Source organism: Alteromonas infernus (assembly GCF_902705815.1).
In genome coordinates this window covers 16306-33215 of sequence record NZ_CACSIG010000041.1, presented here as the reverse complement: position 1 = coordinate 33215, position 16910 = coordinate 16306, and the positions used below count along the sequence as shown (strand labels likewise).

General features: G+C 43.8%; 16 protein-coding genes and 2 pseudogenes. 5 read left to right on the top strand and 13 right to left on the bottom strand.

Annotated features, from left to right (window positions below; translation table 11 throughout):
- Positions 1-269 precede the first annotated feature (269 nt).
- The 3 genes and pseudogenes from ACX5J7_RS10545 to ACX5J7_RS10535 form a co-directional block, all read right to left on the bottom strand.
- Entirely contained in the window at positions 270-545 is a 276-nt protein-coding gene (locus ACX5J7_RS10545) for a hypothetical protein (protein WP_278383392.1), read from the bottom strand.
- A 3-nt stretch (positions 546-548) separates the two neighbouring features.
- Positions 549-878: a hypothetical protein gene (locus tag ACX5J7_RS10540; RefSeq protein ID WP_024015800.1), complete on the bottom strand. Its 330-nt coding sequence runs from the start codon at positions 876-878 to the stop codon at positions 549-551.
- Between the two features lie 232 nt (positions 879-1110).
- Positions 1111-1485: pseudogene (locus ACX5J7_RS10535) on the bottom strand (type I restriction enzyme endonuclease domain-containing protein); the annotation flags it as partial.
- 116 nt (positions 1486-1601) lie between these two features.
- Between ACX5J7_RS10535 and ACX5J7_RS10530 the strand changes: the two are divergent.
- Both ACX5J7_RS10530 and ACX5J7_RS10525 read left to right on the top strand, forming a co-directional pair.
- A complete protein-coding gene (locus tag ACX5J7_RS10530; protein WP_498707109.1) occupies positions 1602-2786 on the top strand; it encodes an MFS transporter in 1185 nt (394 codons plus the stop codon).
- 176 nt (positions 2787-2962) lie between these two features.
- Positions 2963-3541, top strand: a complete 579-nt coding sequence (locus ACX5J7_RS10525; RefSeq protein ID WP_012517414.1) for an outer membrane beta-barrel protein — start codon at positions 2963-2965, stop codon at positions 3539-3541.
- A 124-nt stretch (positions 3542-3665) separates the two neighbouring features.
- Here ACX5J7_RS10525 and ACX5J7_RS10520 read toward each other — a convergent pair whose 3' ends face one another.
- The 5 genes from ACX5J7_RS10520 to ACX5J7_RS10500 form a co-directional block, all read right to left on the bottom strand.
- On the bottom strand, positions 3666-4802 hold the full coding sequence (locus tag ACX5J7_RS10520; RefSeq protein WP_333970511.1) for a mechanosensitive ion channel family protein: 1137 nt from the start codon (positions 4800-4802) through the stop codon (positions 3666-3668).
- Between the two features lie 613 nt (positions 4803-5415).
- Positions 5416-5817, bottom strand: coding sequence for a hypothetical protein (locus ACX5J7_RS10515; protein ID WP_278383390.1), 402 nt, complete (start codon positions 5815-5817; stop codon positions 5416-5418).
- An 88-nt stretch (positions 5818-5905) separates the two neighbouring features.
- The gene (locus ACX5J7_RS10510) at positions 5906-6832 is read right to left on the bottom strand and encodes a PA2778 family cysteine peptidase (RefSeq protein WP_485165350.1); all 927 of its coding nucleotides are present in this window, start codon (positions 6830-6832) and stop codon (positions 5906-5908) included.
- Positions 6833-6836: 4 nt separating this feature from the next.
- Positions 6837-7217 (bottom strand): PA2779 family protein, encoded by a 381-nt coding sequence (locus tag ACX5J7_RS10505; protein WP_012517410.1) that lies wholly within the window; start codon positions 7215-7217, stop codon positions 6837-6839.
- A 69-nt stretch (positions 7218-7286) separates the two neighbouring features.
- Positions 7287-7409 carry a hypothetical protein gene (locus tag ACX5J7_RS10500; RefSeq protein WP_485165349.1) on the bottom strand — a complete coding sequence of 41 codons (123 nt, stop codon included), beginning with the start codon at positions 7407-7409 and terminating at the stop codon, positions 7287-7289.
- 373 nt (positions 7410-7782) lie between these two features.
- Between ACX5J7_RS10500 and ACX5J7_RS10495 the strand changes: the two are divergent.
- A pseudogene (locus ACX5J7_RS10495) lies at positions 7783-9377 on the top strand (ABC-F family ATPase).
- Between the two features lie 103 nt (positions 9378-9480).
- Here the strand turns inward: ACX5J7_RS10495 and ACX5J7_RS10490 are convergent.
- A complete protein-coding gene (locus tag ACX5J7_RS10490) occupies positions 9481-10347 on the bottom strand; it encodes a hypothetical protein (RefSeq protein ID WP_348681815.1) in 867 nt (288 codons plus the stop codon).
- A 225-nt stretch (positions 10348-10572) separates the two neighbouring features.
- Here ACX5J7_RS10490 and ACX5J7_RS10485 point away from each other — a divergent pair, with 225 nt between their 5' ends.
- Both ACX5J7_RS10485 and ACX5J7_RS10480 read left to right on the top strand, forming a co-directional pair.
- Positions 10573-11226 (top strand): sulfotransferase family 2 domain-containing protein, encoded by a 654-nt coding sequence (locus ACX5J7_RS10485; RefSeq protein ID WP_024015796.1) that lies wholly within the window; start codon positions 10573-10575, stop codon positions 11224-11226.
- 79 nt (positions 11227-11305) lie between these two features.
- The gene (locus tag ACX5J7_RS10480) at positions 11306-12073 is read left to right on the top strand and encodes a MipA/OmpV family protein (protein ID WP_498707108.1); all 768 of its coding nucleotides are present in this window, start codon (positions 11306-11308) and stop codon (positions 12071-12073) included.
- A 103-nt stretch (positions 12074-12176) separates the two neighbouring features.
- Here ACX5J7_RS10480 and ACX5J7_RS10475 read toward each other — a convergent pair whose 3' ends face one another.
- The 4 genes from ACX5J7_RS10475 to hutC all read right to left on the bottom strand — a co-directional run bounded on the left by ACX5J7_RS10475 (position 12177) and on the right by hutC (position 16902).
- Positions 12177-12689, bottom strand: a complete 513-nt coding sequence (locus tag ACX5J7_RS10475) for a CreA family protein (protein ID WP_012517403.1) — start codon at positions 12687-12689, stop codon at positions 12177-12179.
- A gap of 82 nt (positions 12690-12771) precedes the next feature.
- Positions 12772-14388, bottom strand: a complete 1617-nt coding sequence (gene hutH, locus ACX5J7_RS10470; RefSeq protein WP_348681817.1) for a histidine ammonia-lyase — start codon at positions 14386-14388, stop codon at positions 12772-12774.
- 2 nt (positions 14389-14390) lie between these two features.
- Positions 14391-16082 (bottom strand): urocanate hydratase, encoded by a 1692-nt coding sequence (gene hutU, locus ACX5J7_RS10465; protein WP_278383384.1) that lies wholly within the window; start codon positions 16080-16082, stop codon positions 14391-14393.
- 64 nt (positions 16083-16146) lie between these two features.
- Positions 16147-16902 (bottom strand): histidine utilization transcriptional repressor HutC, encoded by a 756-nt coding sequence (gene hutC, locus ACX5J7_RS10460; protein ID WP_278383383.1) that lies wholly within the window; start codon positions 16900-16902, stop codon positions 16147-16149.
- Positions 16903-16910: the final 8 nt, after the last annotated feature.

Genomic DNA, 16910 nt, shown 5'->3' with positions numbered 1-16910 from the left:
GATATCAANTCTCGGCTCTACCCCATAAACGGGGGATCAGCATTCACCTTACACGATTGATAACACCATCCCATCCGCAATGGGTCATCACATATGTAGTATAAGATCTTAGAATCCGTTTACATTGGGGTAAACTATGGGGAAGCGGTGGGATTTTCGAAAATTATTCTTAAGCCAGTAGCATTCTTTCAACAAATTGTTGTTGATAACGCTTATCAAGTCCATTCATTGAAGAAAGTGAACAGCGCTGCGAGTGAGTGCCGTTCATGCTACTCTTTAGGCAACGTTTTGTCGTCTGACGCACCGTTGTGATGGGGTAGATTCGGTTGTGAATTGCGGTGCGCCCCTTGTCCCAAAATAGCCGCCGCTTGATTAAACGCCTCTTCTTTGGCCTCTAGTCGGGTAATACGGTGCTCTAGAGCTATTCTAGCGTCACGTTCCTTTTGTAGTTCTTTTACCAGACCTTCGATATTCTTGTTTAGCCGCTCAGTGTCTTTTTCGATCGTTAGAGCTGTTTTGAGTAGTTTTGCAATGTCCTTGAACATTCATCATCCTTGTTGTAAAAAAGCCTCAATACACTCATTGGCTGAGTTTAGGTTTGCGTGTGTAGCGTTCAAACTATTGGACGCGTCGCCAAGCATCTGCTCTTCACCCGAAGAAAGACTATCAATCTTTTGCTTTCCGGTCGGGTGAAATGTCGCCTTTGATGTACGCATGCCCTTTACCACCCTTACCGCGCTGTCACGATTAGGCGCTACAAATACACGCACCCCCTCCATTTCTACCGTCAAGCCGTCTGCGGTGGTAAAGTTTCTCACCTCCATCGGCTGAACGGGCGCGGCGATCTTTTTAGCTGACATTTTTTGCTTGCTATCCATATATCCCCCTTTGTTGTTTAGAAAGTATACTACATTATTACGGATTAAATAAGAGTATAGGTTAGTGTTACAAAACCTTACGAAGGACAATAGCTTTTCAACTATTAACTTTGATAGTCGCTGATTTATACTCCCCCCTTTTGTTTCGCTTTATCAACCTCACGAGCCGTTAACTTTTCGCCTTTATGGTCACGCAAAGTTTCGATAATCATATCTACGCGAGTTTTGTTGCTCATGGCTTTGCCCTATTCTTTTTAAAGTTCTCCGCTTGCTCGAAGATTTCTTTGTATACCTCATCACGGTCTACTGGTGGGTAGCCGTGTTTTGCGAGCAGAATGATTAAATCTACCTTGAGTTCAGCTTTGATATCGTCTCGTTGGCTCCAATCTGTGTATTTAGCTTTATCATCTACAACGGCTTTCACAGACTTGGCTAGTTCAACCAGTTTTTCATCTGGGTAGTTAAAATCGTATTTGGCTGCTAAGGCGAGTAGGATGTCGTAGAACACTTTCTCTTCGAAATTAATCCCCACATATTCAAATGATTTCATCTCGTCTCTAAGGTCGTTGTGCATATGAATAATTTCGGCAGAAAAAACTCCGAGCACCGAGTACGTCACTTACAAGCACATTGAGTCTCAAAATACATTGTTATTAAAACTGTCATATCCTGTCTGTAGCATTTATAGATAGTTGTTTTATTTACTGACTGGTTTGCTATTAGATGAAGTTGCCGATGTCGCGCCATGCCTTTTATTCCATGACTGGCACCTTCACCATACTGTCTATTCTAGGCCAGGTTTCTACCAGTATTTATAGCCCCTTCTTTTACGACTTAGCGATTATGTATAGCAGTCATGTTGGGGTTATTGAAAAAAGTGTAGCGATTTTTCTTATCGCTTTTTCCATTTCACAGTTACTGTCTGGCTTCATCTGCGATTATGTAAATAAGCAGTCGTTTTTGCTATACGGGCTCTTGGTGTTTATGGCTGGCACCGCTATGGTCACCCTTGCCGATAAGGAGTCCACTTTTCTTATTGGTCGTATTATACAGGGGCTCGGCGGCGGTGTGGGTGTGTCAGTTTCCCGTGGCTTATCCCGGCAATTATTTAATGAAAAGCAGCTTAACGTTTCGCTTTCAATCACCAATATTGCCTTTGCTATTGCGCCTGCAATAGCACCACTTGTCGGTACATTAATTGGTGGATATTTTGGGGTCAGCGCAATTTTTTACTTTATTCTAATGATGGGATTAATAGCGCTACTATTGCTTTTTTCAGTAGGTTCGACCATTAATCAATATACGTCGCCTAACTCGGCTAATGTATTAAGTGACACGCTAGCGCTTATCAAAAACTCAATAGTGAATATTGTTTCGGTAGGGGTAGCTAGCGGCCTATTATACGGCATTGTCTTTTGCTTTATTACTATCGCGCCTTCTATGGTTATGCAGCAGTTTGGGCTTAGCAAAACCATGTTCTCGATATATTCGCTTTTTGCTACCCTTTGTTTTGTGGTGGGAAGCTTAACGAACATTCGTCTCGCTGCCATAGCAACAATCAAAAAATTCAAGCTCTCTAGCATCTTTATACTCGGGCTTTCGTTGCTGTTCTGTTTAGTAACGATAGGCACCGGTGATGCTGAGTTAATTGCTATATTGATTTATTGCTATATCGCGTTCTTTTTTATTGGCATTGCCATGCCTTGCAGCGTCACCATGATGCTTGGGTTTTCTAAAACTTCAGCCGGTTTTTTAGCGGCGTTAACGGGCTTTTTTCACTTAACGGGGGCCGCAGCGGGCGCTTATTTCGTTACCTTGTTTACAGCGGGGCCTACACTTTCATTTAGCGTTACCACAATAGCTTTGAGTATGGGTAGCGTTGTCATCTGTGTTTTTATTAGAAAGTAATGACATAGCCTTTTGCCGGCTTTAATCGAGTAAGTATCATTCCCCCTAACCATGCTGCTGCTTTTGAATACACGATTTATTAGTAGCCACCGTTTGGTTTTAAAAAAACCATCCCCATTATGGAGATGCTTCCGAAGTGGTTGGAAGTAATTATTGTTAAAAGGATATTAGAAACAATGAAACGTACCATTATCGCCGGTATTTTTGGCGCACTTTCTTTAAATGCATTCGCAGCTTCGCCTTCTTATGACTTCGTTAAAGCTGGTTATGTACAAGCAGATATTGAAGACGCTGGTGATTTCGAGCCAACGGGCTTTCAAATTCAAGGCTTTAAAGCACTAAATGAAAATGTGTACCTAACGGGTCGTTACGGTCAGTTAAGTGAAGATGTATCTGGTGGTGATATCGATTTAGACTATGTGTCTGCGGGTATCGGCTACCGCTACGGCCTAACCGCTAATACAGACTTTTTTGGTGAAGTCACTTACGAATATGTAGATGTTGATCTCGATTCTAGCGTCATTTCTGGTGACGCGGACGACAACGGCTATGGCATCACTGCCGGTGTTCGCTCAATGCTGTCTGAGCAGTTTGAGCTTCGCGGCGCTATTCGCTATATCGACATTGAAGAAGACGAAACTGCCTTTGAAATTGGCGCAGACTACTTCTTTACGCCGCAGTTTTCATTCGGTGCGACCTATGTGATCGCTGATGATGTTGACCTACTAGGTGTGTCGGCGCGCTACACGTTCTAATACACGGCAGTTGTAACCTGTGAACACTGTGAAGCCACGTTGTGTAACGTGGCTTTTTTGATGCCAAAACCCTGGTTGCGTTAGCCAACCAACCCTATTTAAGGCTTAGCGAATTGAGGCTTGCCTACGTTTGCCGCGGCGGCTTTTCCTGATATTGCTCTGAAGGCTGACTATGGTGTCGCTGGTTGTAAAGCGCACTCGCCGCCCCTTCTTGCTCAACATTTAGTGCAGTAATAGGGAACGGGATCACGATACCCTCTTCGTCAAAACGCTTTTTAAGCATCTTTATAAACGCGCTTTTTATAAAGAACCGATTGAAGTACTCTCGGGTTCTCAGCATCACCGTTAAATTAATGCTTGAATTGTCGAAGGTGTGAAATATAACGAACGGTTGATAAGTCTCAACGCCGTACTCGTGCTGTTCTAATATGCAGTTGGCAACGTCTAAGCAGACTTTTTCAACGTGTTCTAGGTCTGAACTGTAATGTACTCCCACATCTACAGGCACCGACAGCTCCCGCTCGGGATAGTAATAGTTAATAAGCTTTGAGTTAGATAATTTACTGTTTGGCATAATGACGATGTTGTTGGGCAGCATTCTAACCCATGTAGAGCGCCAGCCAATTTTCTCGACAAACCCTTGCTCACCTGAATCTAACTCTATGAAATCCCCTATCCGGATAGGCTTATCCATCACCAACTGAATACCTGAAAAGAAGTTTTCTAAGGTGGGCTGAAGTGCTAATGCTACCGCTAATGAGGTGATACCCAGCGAAGCTACGATAGGCGTAACCGAAACCCCCATCGTACTTAAAATAATAAGTATGGCTAATACCCCGAATACGGCCCGTACCGCACCACCCGCTATCGCACTTGTGTTTTTAACTATCGTTGATTGGTCTCGGTAGCGCTTTAGGGTGTAATTGACAAAGCGCTCGAAAAAGAGAAATACAGTGATGATTACCCCTGCTTCAATAACAATGCCGAGTGCCTTTATAGCGACCTCATCTTCAATGCTAAATACCGAAACGATACTTTTTACCAGTTGAAGAAAAATAACCCAAATCAGTAAATTTAAAGGGGCATTTAACGAGAGCACGAGTACCCGATAAATATCAGACATACTGCTTTTTTCAGAACGCGCTTTTGCCTTTAAGCGCACCAAAATAAGACGTTTAATGATGAAAAGCACAATAACAGCACCCACAAGTGCTGCTATTGCTATTGCCTGCTCATTTTCAAAAAGGTTTGTACTGGCCACGGATGACGGGGCTCCTGCGTATTAATGCTAACAATTTTATTTTCTAAGGAATATTTAATACGCAAAACCTACACCAATTGTTTAACGTACAGTGGTAGATATCAAGGCTATAGCGTTGTGGTCGAGCATAAAAAAGCCACATGCTGTTCATACGACACGGGGCTTAATAAACGTGTGTTCGCGCTTAAAACTGCAAGGCTCTAAAAGGCGATGCATTTTAAAGCACTTTATACAGCTTGCGAGACACTTTAGTTAAGGATGCTTAAAGGCAATACTTTTCCCGTTTCGGGGTCAAACTCAAAGGTAACCGTACCTGTAGTCGCATTAGCGTTTTGACCCACGTTTGCGTCGTAAATATCACTTACAAACTGATGCTATCAATATGATGCGCTGTTGAAGGGATAACATGGTCATCTTCTACTGGCCTCGCTTCAATGCCCGCATCTTCACGGAAATGCTGAGCCATCACTTGATAGCGTTGACCAAATTAGAATCGTGTATAAAGCGAGCAACCTGCATAGGGGGTAACTACTAGAGTGAGCTGCTCCAACCAGATAAAAAACCTATCACATTAGCCTGGCGCAACCTTTGATTTAATACTGTATTAAAGTTATTAAACGGGATGAAATTTACGTTTGTATTCTTGCAATAACCACAACCGCGCTTCGTCAATATCGGTAAAAAACAAATAATCCAAACGTTTTAGCTCAGGGATCCTTTGAAAAATGATCCCGCGGATAACTGGCCCATGATAAACGTATGCTTTCGCTACCAGGCCCATTTCGGGCAGTCGATTGATAATGCGCTTTACTATATCAAAGGCTTCAGGTGTTGCGCCTTCCACCTGACTAATATCAGCAAGAAGTGCAAAGGGCTTTTTATTCAACCCCATCACTAATTCGAACAATTGCTCTTTATATTCTTCCGCGCTACTTTCATTGAAGATTCCGTGTAGCGTGCTTGTTATAATACCGTCTTTATAACTAATCGATGAGTTACTAAAATTCCTAGTCATAGCCAACATTAGTTATTAATCAATAACTAAAGGGTAGTAGAAAAATCGGGTTAATTAAAAAAAATTGCGTTAAATTTATCGTAATTTTTCACTCTTTTAGCTTTATAAGAGCCTCGTTGTCGGGAAAGCGCTTAAGCCCCTGTTTAAGAATTTTGTTCGCTTGGTCGCGCAAGTTATTTTGTCTTAGCCCAACGATATAATTGTGTATATATGCTTGCTGATGCTGGCCTACATCATAACCTTTTTCAAACCATGTTATCGCTTGACTATCGTTTTCTTCCAGATAGTAATTAGCAATGAGAAAATAGCTTAGCCAATATTCCGGCCATGTTTGCGAAGCGGTTTCCAAAAACGCTAATGCTTGCTGCTTATCGCCTACTTTGAGCATGTCATAGGCGGCACTCACATAAGTGAATGGTGTCATTTGTGATGAGGTAACGCGCGGCGGAACGGGGGCAAGATACCAATAATTTCCTCTTCCCCAGGTTCGCTCAAAGAGTTCTAGCGACATCTCATGATTTGGCGTAAGCCCCGTGTGTAGTGTCACGGTTCCTTTCTCGCTATCAAACCCAATCACGACGGCATAATGCCATTGTGGCAAAAGCTGAATAGATAAGTTTTGAAAAACCACTACTGGTATATCGTCTTTAACAAACTGCATCACAGAAGAGAGCGTTCCTCGCTCGGTATACGGCAAAAAGCCGTACTGACGGGTGGCACTCACCATTTCTAACTGAAGGCTACCCTCTTTATTTGGAATAAATAACTTAGGCGCTATATCAGAAGGAGAGACACTTTTTCCATAATAGCCAAACACTTCAGAGAGCGTGGTAGGCCCGCAGTAGAACTGCTCTTGGGAAATAAAAGGCACAGATTGAATAGTGTGCGACTGTGGCAAAGAAGCAAGGCCTGCTTGTCGCAGTTGGTCTGCTTGTGGTGTGGCCTGACAGCCAGTCAGTAAAAGTAAAAGAGAAAAGCCTGCTAAAAAGCAGGCTCCTTTAAATATGGCATTCATTCCATTAGTTGCTTATAGGGCGAATAAACGGATAAACATCTGTTACGCCTGCAAGGTCTAAAATGGCAATAACCGCTAAAACGGTAAGTACCGCACCCACAATACCGCCTGCTGGCGCTTGATTGATTTCGTCGTTCAGTTGTGCAATTTCGCTGTCGGTCATAGCGTTAATTCTGGCAATTGCGTCATTGCTATCAACGCCTAAGCTAACCAGCTTGCTTTGTACGTCTGAGCGATTAACCATATCAATAAGCTGCTGCTTATTGTACTGAGCCATTTGGGTTTGCATTACACTATCAGAACTTATCGCTTCGGCGTGCACACTTCCAGACATAATAACCGTTGCAGAAAAGCAACTTATAACAATGGTTTTCAAAAGCTTCATTTTGTTTCCCTCTTATATATGCGAGATTTTATTTTTTCTCTATCGATACCTAATAAATGTAGCGCATAGTTAAATAAAACGTCGACCAACGTTAGCCGATAAGTTGTGTATACTTCGGCTTTTCCCAACAAGTAGTTTAATTTCAATGGTTTCAATGGTTTCAATGCTTAACGTAAGCAAAGTTGAGGCCACTCATATACCTTTAAAGCTGATAAAGATTGAGCGTAAACATATTTTTTCTTATGTAAAGAGAGGTTAGCGCAATTTAGAACATCAGAAAACAGCATGTTCTGCAGTAAATACACTGATAATTATCAGTATTGGAATTTGCTGTAGAGTAATATTTTCCTTCTCAGGAATTATTTACCGACTCTTTTACCTATTTCTTTAATTGAGCTTCAAATGCCCAAAATTTCTCGTAAGCAAAGTAGAATACTAAAACTGTTCAAAATTCCCTCGACATAAAGCCTTCAATTCCTTATAGTGCGCCCGCTTTTAAATATTAGTGGGCAGATTATTCGCTCAGTAATATCTCTTCTCATCGTTTTACCCCTGGATACCTGTTTTGATTACCACCGCAAATATCACCATGCAGTTTGGCTCTAAGCCATTATTTGAAAATATTTCCGCAAAATTCGGCAACGGCAACCGATACGGCCTAATTGGCGCAAATGGTTGTGGTAAGTCGACCTTTATGAAAATTTTAAGCGGTAAACTTACGCCTTCCGCAGGTAACGTCTCTATGGCACCGGGCACAAAACTCGGTATCTTGAGTCAGGATCAGTTTGCGTTTGAAGAATTCAGCGTCGTAGATACGGTAATAATGGGTGATCGTGAATTGTGGGAAGTAAAGCAAGAGCGCGACGCCATATACAGTAAAGCTGAAATGAGCGAAGAAGACGGTATGCGTGTAGCAGACCTAGAAACCCAGTTTGCTGAAATGGACGGTTACACAGCCGAAGCACGTGCTGGGGAAATATTAACGTCTGCAGGCATCGACGAAAACTATCACTTTGGCTTAATGAAAGAAGTGGCCCCGGGTAAAAAAGTGCGTGTGCTTTTAGCCCAAGCGCTATTCGCTGAACCGGATATTCTTCTACTTGATGAACCTACCAACAACTTGGACATCTACACCATCAGCTGGCTTGCAGAAGAGCTAAATAAACGTAAGTCCACCATGCTTATTATTTCGCATGACAGACATTTTCTTAACTCTGTTTGCACACACATGGCTGATATCGACTACGGTGAACTACGTATTTACCCTGGTAACTACGACGACTACATTCAAGCTGCCATGCTGGTTCAAGAGCAGCTTCATGCAGAAAATGCGAAAAAAAATCAGCCGAGATTGAAGAGCTTCAAAGCTTTGTTGCCCGCTTCTCGGCAAACGCATCTAAAGCTAAACAGGCAACCTCTCGTGCCCGTCGCCTTGAAAAGATTGAACTTGCTGAAGTTAAAGCCTCTAGCCGTCGTAAGCCTTACATCGTTTTCAAGCAACACAAAAAGCTTCACAGACTAGCCATTACCCTTGAGAAGCTAGGGCATAGCTACCCAGACCTGCCGTTATTTGACGATGCGAAACTGCTACTTGAAGCCGGTCAGCGCTTAGCGATCATCGGTGAAAACGGGGCAGGTAAAACCACACTATTAAAGTGTTTGGTTAACGATATTGAGCCCACAGCCGGCAGTTATAAATGGGCTGAAAACGCGGCTATCGGCTATATCCCACAGGACAACGCCAAATACTTTACTGAAGATATTACTATGTTCGAGTGGATGAGCCAGTGGCGCAGCCCTAAGCATGACGACCTTCAAATTAAAGGCATGTTAGGGCGTCTGTTGTTTACGTCTGACGACTTTAACAAGCGCGTTCAGGTGTGTTCAGGGGGTGAAAAGAACCGTTTGTTATTCGGCAAGCTTATGCTTGAAGATATTAACGTTTTAGTAATGGATGAACCGACTAACCACATGGATATGGAGTCGATTGAAGCGTTAAATAATGCACTTTATAAGTTCGACGGCACCGTTATTTTTGTAAGTCACGACCGTGAGTTCGTATCATCACTGGCTACGCAAGTCATTGAAATTAAGGATAAGAAACTTAATCACTTCGATGGCAACTACGAAGAGTTTTTAGCGCATAGAGAAGGCGCGTAGATCAAAACACGTCGTGTTAAATAAGCTGAACACTGCTGTTTAACTATCAAGGGCACTTAACTAAGGTGCCCTTTTTTAATTACGACGACACGGTAAACCGCACTTATTTTGTTGAAAAATATTTTGCTGTTTCTTTTGCTAAATCATCGAAATAGTTAACAATAGCGCTTTTTATTGGCGCAAGTTCTTGCTCTGTTAACTCATCAAAATTCTCTGGCGCAGTAAATGCTTCCAAGCGAGTATTTTTCACCGTGTCGTCCTGATACTTAGATAATTCCGGCAGGGCCAAAAGCTCTTCGGGTTCATCTAAACGTTCAATGCTTACATCAAAGCTTGCCGATGCGATATAGTGGTCGGTACCCAAGAAGCTTCGAGTAAACAAACCGAAACCTTCACTAACATGATCTGAGCAACCGTAAGTGCCGCACTCTTTAATAGCAACCGTCGGGGCTTCTTTCACAACAATAACATACGTAATATTATCCTCTAATAATGCTTTTCTTAGTGGTATTAGCTCACGGTTAAGACGCCAACTTCCGCTTTCTCGTTTCACAAAGTCTAGTGAATTTGGATCTTTTGCTCTCGAAGAAATATCAACTACAGAAAAGCGACTGTTCTTTTCTATCGCCTGTTCAAAACTTGAAAACAGTGTTTTGGAAAGCTGCCAATCATAAGGATACTCTTTTGTGAAGTTATTAAACTTTGTCGTTCCATAATGGGTGTGCGTTGGGTAATCTTTAGCAGCTATTAAAAGGCCAACTTTCTGCTTGGGAGCGCGTATTGCCTCTGAACTTTCCGGCATCATTTGACCTTCTCGATCCTCAGCATTGCCACTTATACCCGTGGCGTTTGAGTTATCATTCTCTTGCGATGAAGTACCACCGCCAGTGCCGACACCTCTTTGAGAAACACACCCTGCTGCCAGAAAAAAAACGGTGAACAATACGCTTAATTTTGTAGCAAACTTCATTTCACTTCCTTATTTTAAAGCTCATCAAGTAAGTACTCATTTTTAAACTAAAAGACCACTTTTGTATTGTTAAAAGCACAACCTTAACACTATTACTCTCTATTTAATTTTCAAAATACAGTTGTAAATCTCACTGTAACAAAACCCCTTCATACTGCTCTTATTACAAACAGGCCTGCTCCCTTTCAAAGGCCGGCTCGTCACCTTTATGTATTAAGGAAAGCAGTGCTTTTATCACATAGTAAGCAATTTTTATTTGTACATATTGCTAAAACCGGTGGCACCAGCGTTCGCGCTGCACTATCGAGGTATCGATGGGGGCACCGTTATGCACTGGCTCAGTTTATTTGCAATAAAATGAGCCAATTTACCGACCATAAAATTGCAAGTCGCTTCCCACGCCACTCTCGTATCATTGCGGCGAAAGAGATGCTGCCAGAAACGTATTTCAATCAACTATTTAAGTTTGCTGTTGTGAGAAATCCATGGGACCTACAAGTAAGCTCTTTTCATCATATCAAGCGGGAACGTCCTGCTGTAATGCAGGGCTATAATGACTTTGAGAGTTTCATGAAGTGGAAGTTTGATGAACAGCGCCCATATCAGTACCACATAGATACGTCGCTTCAACTTCAAACAGAATACTTGGTTGACCTTAGTGGAAACCTACTTACCGACTTTATAGGCCGCTACGAGCAACTAGAACATGATTTTGGGCACATATGCAGCCAGCTTAAGCTTTCGAACATTACGCTCCCCCATCGACGAAAAGCAGACAACAGAGAGGATTACCGCCGTTACTACAACAGCGAATTAGTTGACTTGGTAAGCGCGCATTTTCAAAAAGATATAGCGCTTTTAAATTACACCTTTGAATAAAAACTTGTGTAAAGCGCACACGTTATTTTGATCGAACTCGTAATTTAGGCTGTATTGTGACTAAAAAGGAAACTTACTGATGACTTTACGAAAGTGTTTTGGCATAGCAAGCCTATCAACCTTGCTAGCGTTTTCCGCTACTGTTTCTGCACAACAGCCATCAGGCTCACAGCAACCACAAGACTGGATGTGGGGCTTTGGCGTTGCTGCGTCACAAGATGTTTATACCGACTTCGATAACCGTATCGTGCCTATCCCCATCATTGGCTATACAGGCGAGAAATTACGGGTTTACGGGCCTTTTGTGGGCTATCAACTCTTCCAACAAGACGGTTTTACATTGGATGCCCAACTTGTCCCTGTGTTTGCTGGTTATGAAGAAGACGACAGCGCTGTATTTACAGGCATGGAAGATAGAGACTTTAGCTACGCGGCTGGCATAGGGCTTAATTACAATACCGGCGGATGGGTATACTCCCTTTCTACCAATGCTGATATTTTAGGGAAGTTCGATGGTTATCAGGCCTCAGTCCGCGTCGGGAAGCTATTTAGAATCGACCAGTTTATGATAGAACCGTCTATTGGCGTGAACTATCAAGATAGTAATTACGTTAATTACTACTATGGTGTACGCCCTGAAGAAGCCACAGCAACTCGAAGTAAATATAACGGCGATAGTGCAGTTAACACTGAGGTACGCCTTGCGGTATCAACACGCCAGTTCTTTGATGGCATGACCCGCCTAGAACTAGGGGCAACCTTTTTTGATGACAGTATTAGCGACAGCCCGCTTACCGATGATGATACGTCGTTGGGCGCGATGCTCGTTTATACCCGCTTTTTCTAAAAGCGATGCAGCGCCTAAATAGCCAAATGTAGCGAAGCTACCTTGCAGCATAAAAACTGCCCTCGGTCTTGAGGGCATTTTCGATAGTGCAAAGTAAATGTTTTTAAGCAGGTTTTTTAAACGCTAAGGTCTCCCACAGTGGGACTGTCGACAGGCTGTGTTTGTAACTACCTGAAGTTTCTTTGGTACTGTAAGACAAATAAATCAGTGTTTTCGCTTTCGCGTCATAAATTCTACGAAGTTTCATGTTTTTAAAAAACACACTCTTCGACTTTTTAAAAATCACTTCGCCCGAGTCAGATTTATCAATAGCGTCAAGCATTTCAGCGGTAATTGGCCCTGTTTGTCTGCACGCAATTGAACTATCTGATGGGTCTGACAAGTCCAAGTTTGCCTCTATACTTGAGATATGGCAGGTAACGCCTGTTACTACTGGGTCTTGAAGGGCATCAATCTTGATGTCTTTCGTAGTAAAAAGCCCAAGCGACACATCACCCACTTCACTGTCACTACACCCCCAAAGTCCGAAAACTGATGTGACTAGTAACCCTAGCGCCGCAGCTTTAGCTGCACTGCCCTTAGTACGCTGGCTAATGGAACGTCCGTTTATTTTCATGTCTTCCCCACCCTTAATCTTTTAATGATCTCAACTTTTAATTACTAGACTAGTTACTTGACGCTTCTCGCCTTTGATCATTTTAGCCTAACAAGTTTATTTGGGTACTATCCATAAGGCGGTGCTGCTTTATGAGTTGTTTCGCCGTTTCAATATCGGGGGCAAAGTAGCGGTCTTTGTCATAAAAAGGCACATGCTCTCTTAATAAGTTCATCAATACTTGCAACTGTTCACTTGTTTTAAGAGGCTTGCGAAAATCGAGCCCTTGGCATGCTGCTAGCCACTCAATAGCTAGTATTCCTGCAACATTATCAAAAATATCTCGAAGCCTTCTGGCCGCGAAGGTCGCCATGGAAACGTGATCTTCTTGATTAGCAGAAGTAGGGAGTGAATCGATAGAGGCAGGATGTGCCAGCGTTTTATTTTCACTAGCCAATGCCGCACAGGTAACTTGAGCAATCATAAACCCTGAGTTTACACCGCCATTTTCAACTAAAAATGGAGGTAACCCGCTTAGGTGCGTATCAATCATCAACGACATTCTTCGCTCAGATAACGCACCAATTTCAGAAAGAGCGATAGCTAACATATCCGCTGCCATTGCTACCGTCTCTGCATGGAAGTTCCCACCAGATAAAATATGGCCTGCAGTTTGGTCGATGCTATCAACAAAAACCAATGGGTTATCACTTACCCCATTTGCCTCTACAACTAAAATCTCTTGAGCGTATCGCATTTGCTGTAAGCTCGCACCCATGACCTGAGGCTGACAGCGCAGGGAATAAGGGTCTTGTACTTTTTCACAGCCTTGATGAGAACGACCAATCTCTGAACTAGCAAGCAAGCGTCTAAATGCCTCGGCTACATCGCTTTGGCTTTTATGGCCGCGTACTTCATGGATGCGCGCATCAAATGGTACGCGTGAACCTAACGCGGCCTCTACCGTTAGCGCACCGATACCGATGGCACTGTAGAGCGCATTTTCTGTATAAAACAACCCCTGAAGTGCGAAAGCTGTCGACGCCTGCGTGCCGTTTAAAAGTGCCAAGCCTTCTTTTGGCGCAAGGGCAATAGGTGCCAACCCAGCAATATTGAGAGCCTCAGTTGCGCTAATTCGCTTACCTTTGTGAAAGGCTTCCCCCTCGCCTAAAAGCACAACGCTCATATGGGCTAGCGGTGCTAAGTCTCCACTGGCACCAACCGAGCCTTTCTCAGGTATAGCCGGGTACACCTGCGCGTTAAACAGGTTAATCAATGCGTTAATAACACTTAACCTGATACCTGAATAACCCCGAGCCAGTGAGTTTATTTTTAACAGCATTAGTAGGCGTACCGTATCTTCTTGCATGAAATCACCGGTACCCGCAGCGTGCGACAACACTATGCTGCGCTGTAATAATTCCAGTTCGTCCACGTTTATACGTGTGTTAGCCAACAGACCAAACCCGGTATTTATGCCATAAACCGTGCGATTTTCTTTTATAACGTTAAGTACCGCCTGTTCTGCCGCATTAATTGCAGGTATTGCCGATTCATCTAAAGATAACTGTATAGGGCTTCGATACACTTCTCTTAGCTGGTCTAGGGTCAAGGTGCCTGGAATGAGTTTTAAATGCTTAACGCCATCAACGTGGTAGATGGTAGAGCGGTCACTATGTTGGTCGTCAATTATCGTAGAAGAAAAGCGAGAATCTGACATGGTTACGCCTCTCTATTACGAGTTTTTTGGCCATTCACCATAGGTAAATCTAGCCCATGCTTTTTTGCGCACTGCTTAGCAATGTCATACCCTGCGTCTGCGTGACGCATAACCCCTGTAGCAGGGTCGTTATGCAGCACCCGCGCTATACGTGCGGCTGCTTCATCTGTACCGTCACACAGGATCACAACACCCGAATGCTGACTGAAGCCCATACCCACGCCGCCGCCGTGGTGAAGGCTTACCCACGTTGCCCCACCTGCGGTGTTTAACAAGGCATTGAGGAGTGGCCAATCTGATACTGCGTCAGATCCGTCTAACATCGCCTCGGTTTCGCGATTTGGAGAGGCCACCGAACCAGAGTCTAAGTGGTCGCGGCCAATCACCACTGGCGCGCTTAACTCGCCAGTGCGAACCATTTCGTTAAAGGCTAATCCCAGCTTTTGCCTCTCACCTAAACCTACCCAGCAAATACGCGCGGGCAGACCTTGGAATTGAATGCGTGCTTTGGCCATATCCAGCCAATTGTGTAGATGAGGGTTACCTGGAATGAGTTCTTTAACTTTTTCATCGGTTTTATAAATATCGTCGGGGTCGCCCGAAAGCGCGGCCCACCTAAATGGCCCTATACCCTGACAAAAAAGAGGTCGAATATAAGCAGGCACAAACCCTGGGAAGTCAAAAGCGTGCTCTACACCTTCTTCTAACGCCATCTGCCGAATATTATTACCGTAGTCGAGGGTGGCCGCCCCCGCTTGCTGAAAACCTAGCATGGCTTTTACCTGTAGCGCCATCGACTGCTTCGCTTGTTTGATCACGCAGGCTTCATCTTTAATACGCTGAGCTTGCGCTTGATCTAGCGTCCAGCCTACCGGTAAATAGCCGTTAAGCGGGTCGTGAGCGCTGGTTTGATCGGTCACGACATCTGGAACGATCCCTTGCGCTAGCATAGCCGGAAATACTTCAGCTGCATTGCCCAATAATCCGATAGATACAGGCTTGTCGGCTTTTTTGGCCTCTTCCAACATGGTCATTGCTTCATCTAACGAATGGGCTTTCTTATCTAAATAGCCAGTGCGAATTCTAAAGTCTATTCGGGTTTCATCTACCTCCACTGCCAGCATAGAAAAGCCTGCCATCGTTGCGGCAAGAGGCTGTGCTCCGCCCATACCGCCAAGGCCGCCTGTTAGAATCCAGCGCCCTTTTGCTACACCGTTGAAATGGGCTTTAGCCACGCTAACAAAGGTTTCATAAGTACCTTGAACAATGCCTTGTGAGCCAATGTATATCCACGAGCCCGCCGTCATTTGCCCATACATCATTAGGCCTTCTTTATCTAAGGCGTTAAATTGTTCCCAGTTAGCCCAATGCGGCACAAGGTTAGAGTTAGCAATAAGTACTCGGGGCGCGTTTTCATGAGTAGGAAAAACCCCAACGGGTTTACCTGATTGAATAAGTAAGGTTTCATCAGTATTTAATCGCTTAAGCACTTCAACAATTTTGTCGTAAGATGCCCAATCACGCGCAGCTCTGCCAATGCCACCGTACACCACTAAGTTTTGCGGATGCTCTGCCACCTCTGGGTCTAGGTTATTCATGAGCATGCGAAGGGGCGCTTCAGTTTGCCAACTTTTTGTATTGAGCACGGCGCCTCTTGGGGCACGTATTTCTCTTGTAGGGTCAAGGCGTTTCATAAACTTCTCCTAGGCCTATTTAACATGGCTGTTTTATTCTTCTTATTGTAATAATCTATTGGACTTAAAATTCTAAATGCCCGCCTAAACGGTATCGGCTTCCCGGGTGATAAAGCACTGCGTGACTCACCACGGCGCCGCTGTTTCCATAATTATTTGCATTCATTACCTTTGGTTGCGCTGTGGAATTTGCGCCTCGGGAAAAGGTGCGCCGGGTAATTTTAAGACAAGGATCTTTAGATTTGATAAGCAGGGCATTGGCAATGTCTTTTTCTACAATCACAGCTTCTACACTGTGATCGGCTTGAGACAAAGGCGCTACTTGGTTCAAATAATAATTCGCCGTATGCGCCTTAAAGTCCTTGTTTAGATAGTCACCTATCCAAGCGGGATTCACCCATCTATCTTCATATTGAACAGGCAGGTTATTCTCACAATGCACAATAATGCTGTGATACACCTCTACGCCTTCATCGACAGCCAATCGGTGGGCTATATCAGCACTAGCTGGTGCAATTTCCAGCACCAAAATTTCGTTTGTATAGCGATGGCCACGCTGCTCTATTTCATCGCGGATACTTTTTATCTCTAGCATAGAGCTCATAGGGCGATGATCTGATACAAAGGTACCAATGCCTTGGCTGCGCATTAATATGCCATCATCTACCATTTCACTTAGCGCGCGACGCGCTGTCATACGACTAACATTGTGCTGCTGCGCCAGCTGGTTTTCAGAAGGGACTTGGCTACCCGGTTTCATTTCTCCACGTTCGATGGCGTCAAGAATGGCCGTTTTAATAAGCATGTAACGAGGTTGCATAGAATAGA

Coding starts and splice junctions, on each gene's coding strand:
- ACX5J7_RS10545 (WP_278383392.1), bottom strand. CDS start 545: ATGTTCAAGGACATTGCAAAACTACTCAAAACAGCTCTAACGATCGAA.
- ACX5J7_RS10540 (WP_024015800.1), bottom strand. CDS start 878: ATGGATAGCAAGCAAAAAATGTCAGCTAAAAAGATCGCCGCGCCCGTT.
- ACX5J7_RS10530 (WP_498707109.1), top strand. CDS start 1,602: ATGAAGTTGCCGATGTCGCGCCATGCCTTTTATTCCATGACTGGCACC.
- ACX5J7_RS10525 (WP_012517414.1), top strand. CDS start 2,963: ATGAAACGTACCATTATCGCCGGTATTTTTGGCGCACTTTCTTTAAAT.
- ACX5J7_RS10515 (WP_278383390.1), bottom strand. CDS start 5,817: ATGACTAGGAATTTTAGTAACTCATCGATTAGTTATAAAGACGGTATT.
- ACX5J7_RS10510 (WP_485165350.1), bottom strand. CDS start 6,832: ATGAATGCCATATTTAAAGGAGCCTGCTTTTTAGCAGGCTTTTCTCTT.
- ACX5J7_RS10505 (WP_012517410.1), bottom strand. CDS start 7,217: ATGAAGCTTTTGAAAACCATTGTTATAAGTTGCTTTTCTGCAACGGTT.
- ACX5J7_RS10490 (WP_348681815.1), bottom strand. CDS start 10,347: ATGAAGTTTGCTACAAAATTAAGCGTATTGTTCACCGTTTTTTTTCTG.
- ACX5J7_RS10480 (WP_498707108.1), top strand. CDS start 11,306: ATGACTTTACGAAAGTGTTTTGGCATAGCAAGCCTATCAACCTTGCTA.
- ACX5J7_RS10475 (WP_012517403.1), bottom strand. CDS start 12,689: ATGAAAATAAACGGACGTTCCATTAGCCAGCGTACTAAGGGCAGTGCA.
- hutH (WP_348681817.1), bottom strand. CDS start 14,388: ATGTCAGATTCTCGCTTTTCTTCTACGATAATTGACGACCAACATAGT.
- hutU (WP_278383384.1), bottom strand. CDS start 16,082: ATGAAACGCCTTGACCCTACAAGAGAAATACGTGCCCCAAGAGGCGCC.
- hutC (WP_278383383.1), bottom strand. CDS start 16,902: ATGCAACCTCGTTACATGCTTATTAAAACGGCCATTCTTGACGCCATC.